We start from the raw sequence: 3466 nt of genomic DNA, 5'->3' as shown, positions 1-3466 counted from the left end.
GACGGCGACGCCGTGCTGTTCTCCGACGAATCCGAGCAGGTCTTCCAGCGCGGTGGGCTTCAAGCCTTCCAGGACCATGAGGTCGAACAGGCGCAAACCCCGCTGGCCGCCGGCCCGTTCAAGCCGCTGCTGGACGCCCTGCACCGCCTGCGCGCCAGCGCCGAAGACACTGGCATGACGCTGCGCACCGCCCTGGTCACCGCCCGCGGTTCCCCGGCCCACGAACGCGCCATCCGCACGCTGATGGCCTGGGGCGTCGAGATCGACGAAGCCTTCTTCCTCGGCGGCCTCACCAAAGGCCCGTTCCTGCGCGAATTCGAACCCGATTTCTTCTTCGACGACCAGACCGGCCACGTCGAGGGCGCAGCGCCGCATGTGCCGTCCGGCCATGTGGCGGCAGGCGTGTCCAATCTCGTACCAGTTCCCCCTAGGAACATCAGTGGAACAAGCTGGCCGGATCCGCCAGAATCAGTTCGCTTTCAATACCAAGAAGGCGCGGAGGGCGCCGATCGATCATGAAGAACTTTTTTTTGATCGCGACAGCAGCCTATGTCGCGACTTGCAGCATTGCGCATGCGGCCTCTACCTATTCGCTGACCATTTTGGATGACTACCCTGATTCGATGCTTGGCTATCCCGTTCCGGGTGGCTTCAACAAGCAAGGCGTTGTCGTAGGTCAGTCATCGTCTCCATTTGGGCTGGCGATTAAATGGATCAATGGCCAGGCAATAGCCTTGTCATCCATTGGCAACCATAGCGCCGCCCTGAGCGTGAATGCCGCAGGGCAAATTGTTGGAAAGTTCAGCGACACGGTTGACGGCGTCGATCTTCCCGTCGTCTGGAACACAGATGGAACCACGACACGTCTCAAGCCACTTGATCCCACAGCTAGTACCGCAGCAACCGGTATCAACAAGAAGGGGCTGATCGTCGGCTATAGCCATCGCATCGACCCTAACAACTCCGCCGATGACAGAAGCCATGCCGTCTTATGGAAAAACGGCAAAGTGATTGACTTGGCCATGTTGCCCAGTGGATTCCAATCGACAGCTGCGGCAATCTCCGACAGTGGCGTGATCGTCGGCAACTGCTCAATGAGCGATGGCTTTTCGCATGCGACAAGATGGATCGACGCTCAACCAGAAGATCTTGGCGCCCTGGGTGAAAACGCATCGTCATCCGCAACGTCGGTGAACGCTAGTGGTCAGATCGCGGGCTGGTCACAGGGTGCGAACCGGACCGGTATGTACGCTGTGACATGGCTAGACGGCTCGTTGATTTCATTGGGAGCATTGGACGATGACGATGCAGAAGCCTTGGCAATCAACAGCAAAGGCGCCATCGTCGGTCATGCCGTGACCAAGACCTGGGAAGACCGGGCGATGCTCTGGCAGGGCGGCAAGATTATCGATCTCAACACCAAGATCAGTGACAAGAAGCGGCAGCACGGCTGGGTATTGAAGAGCGCTGTGGGGATCGATGACAGCGGCAAGATCATCGGCCTCGCCTATGACGGGTGGACTGGCAGCTGGCATACCTATCTGCTGACTCCACAGTAATGTCTGAAGGAAGGTCGACCATGAGGCCAAGCCTGCCGTGTTGACCAGATTGTGATCCGCAGCGCCCGCGGCCTCACTGTGCATCAGTCAATGGGCACCACCGCGGCCTGATACGCCGCGACGAACTCCGGCGGCATGCGGCGCGGCTTGCCGCTGCTGATCTCGATGCAGATCAGGTCCCAGCGGCCACGCATCAGCGTCTGCCCGTCGCGGGTGCGGCGCAGCTGGAAGCGGCGTTCCATCGCCAGCTTGCCGTCGCTGGCCGTCAGCCAGGTGGCGATCTGCAAGGCTTCGCCCTGCGAGGACGGCAGCAGGTAGTCGTAGTGGCCGTGGCGGATGGCCATCGCGCGGTCCAGCCGGCGGTAGTCGGCCAGGCTCAGGCCCAGGTGCTCGGAGTGCGCCCAGCCCACCCGCTCGCACCACTGCACGTAGACGGCGTTGTTGGTGTGGTCCAGGCCGTCGATGTCCTGCGGCTGCGGGACGACTTCAAGGGTGAACGGATCGGGCAGGTCCCAGCTCATCGGCGCGGCGCTTGGTGCAGACAGACACGGCGCCGATGATACGGACGGCGGCCGATGCGGCCTGCCACTTGGGTGACTCAAGGTTCGAAGCCTTTCGCTTCGAGCCGCACCAGCCCGATGCGCGTGCCCTTGCCGTCCGGCCCGGGCTCCAGGCTGACCTGGAACTGGCGGCTGGACAGGCCGGCTTTCAGCAGCCGGCCGCCGGGCTTGGGTTTGTCGTTCTTGCAGCGCAGCACGTCGTCGCTGCCGCTGGCCTTGGGCAGGGGTGTGTCGACCTGGCCGGGCTGGCCGCAGTCCAGCACCGTGCCCTTCTTGGCCAATGCGTCGCGGTAGAACGCGGCGACGCGGTCTGGCGGGTCGCTGCTGAGGAACTGGCCGGCGGCCAGCGTGAAGCCGAAGCTGCCGCCCCACAGGCGGATCTGCGCCGAATCCTTTTCGTCGTTCTTCTCGGTCCAGGGCTTGGCACCGGGGTAGAGCGGCAGCCCGATGTCGGCCGGCGTGGCGGCTTCGTCGATGGACAGCCCGGCCTTGAAGCCTTCGGCCCAGGCCAGCGTGGTGCCCACCAGGGCCAGGCTCAAGATCGATGTGCCCACGATGGCCAGCAGGCGCAGCGGGCGAAATGCGGAAGTGCGGGGGGAGCGGAACGGAGTGGAGCGGGTCATGGCGGAGGCACCTGCAACTGGATTCGATGCCTGCATGTTCGGCCACCAGCCCCTGGCACTACAGCTGCTTGCGACGAACCGTCGCCTCGGCGGCACAGGCCGCGCAGTGGCCGGCCAGGGCGACAATGCGGCCGCGCCAACTCGGCGCCCGGTCACCTCCACGTTCAGCCCACCCGCACCTTGAACACCACCTTGCCCGCCAGCGCCGAACCCGTGCGCCACCCACCCGGCCTGAAGGTCATCTTCCTGACCGAGATGTGGGAGCGCTACAGCTACTACGGCATGCGGCTGCTGCTGGTGCTCTACCTCACCAAGGCACTGGGCTACCCGCGCGCCGAGGCGCTGAGCCTGTACGGGCTCTACACCGGGCTGGTCTACCTGACGCCGCTGTTGGGCGGCTACATCGCGGACCGCTGGCTGGGCGCGCGGCTGACCTCCATCATCGGCTCCACGGTGATGATGCTGGGCCATTTCGCCATGGCCTTCGAGCCGCTGCTGTTCATCGCACTCGGGCTGCTGGTGGTCGGCAACGGGCTGTTCAAGGCCAACACCTCGTCCATGGTCGGCCTGCTGTACGACGGCCCGGACGATCCACGCCGCGCCGGCGGCTACACGATCTTCTACATGGCGGTGAACGTCGGCTCGCTGCTGGCGCCGCTGGGCGCGGGCACGCTGGGCGAGGTCTATGGCTGGCACTGGGGCTTTGCCAGCGCCGGCGTGGGCA

General features: G+C 64.4%; 5 protein-coding genes. 3 read left to right on the top strand and 2 right to left on the bottom strand.

The annotated features are described in order from the left end of the window. Both FKP22_RS24505 and FKP22_RS24500 read left to right on the top strand, forming a co-directional pair. The coding region (locus FKP22_RS24505) for a 5'-nucleotidase (RefSeq protein WP_141290274.1) at positions 1–519 on the top strand (519 nt) is incomplete at its 5' end. After that, positions 516–1559, top strand: a complete 1044-nt coding sequence (locus FKP22_RS24500; protein WP_141290273.1) for a DUF3466 family protein — start codon at positions 516–518, stop codon at positions 1557–1559. The genes FKP22_RS24505 and FKP22_RS24500, both read left to right, overlap by 4 nt. An 83-nt stretch (positions 1560–1642) precedes the next feature. On the opposite strand, the gene FKP22_RS24495 is transcribed toward FKP22_RS24500, so the two are convergent. Together FKP22_RS24495 and FKP22_RS32665 are read right to left on the bottom strand one after the other, a co-directional pair. Beyond that, positions 1643–2080 (bottom strand): acyl-CoA thioesterase, encoded by a 438-nt coding sequence (locus FKP22_RS24495; RefSeq protein ID WP_211361563.1) that lies wholly within the window; start codon positions 2078–2080, stop codon positions 1643–1645. A gap of 77 nt (positions 2081–2157) precedes the next feature. Next, on the bottom strand, positions 2158–2742 hold the full coding sequence (locus FKP22_RS32665) for a hypothetical protein (RefSeq protein ID WP_170201065.1): 585 nt from the start codon (positions 2740–2742) through the stop codon (positions 2158–2160). 180 nt (positions 2743–2922) lie between these two features. On the opposite strand from FKP22_RS32665, the gene FKP22_RS32660 reads away from it, so the two are divergent. Continuing rightward, positions 2923–3466 (top strand): peptide MFS transporter (locus tag FKP22_RS32660; RefSeq protein ID WP_211361562.1); only part of this gene is annotated, 544 nt, incomplete at its 3' end.

The organism is Ideonella azotifigens (genome assembly GCF_006519715.1).
Classification (GTDB): domain Bacteria; phylum Pseudomonadota; class Gammaproteobacteria; order Burkholderiales; family Burkholderiaceae_C; genus Ideonella; species Ideonella azotifigens.
Note: the sequence above shows the minus strand (reverse complement) of the source record. Positions and strands in the feature narration are given on the sequence as shown.

Bases quoted from the DNA above. Each gene is read 5' to 3' on its own strand.
- FKP22_RS24500 (WP_141290273.1), top strand. From the start codon at position 516: ATGAAGAACTTTTTTTTGATCGCGACAGCAGCCTATGTCGCGACTTGC.
- FKP22_RS24495 (WP_211361563.1), bottom strand. From the start codon at position 2,080: ATGAGCTGGGACCTGCCCGATCCGTTCACCCTTGAAGTCGTCCCGCAG.
- FKP22_RS32665 (WP_170201065.1), bottom strand. From the start codon at position 2,742: ATGACCCGCTCCACTCCGTTCCGCTCCCCCCGCACTTCCGCATTTCGC.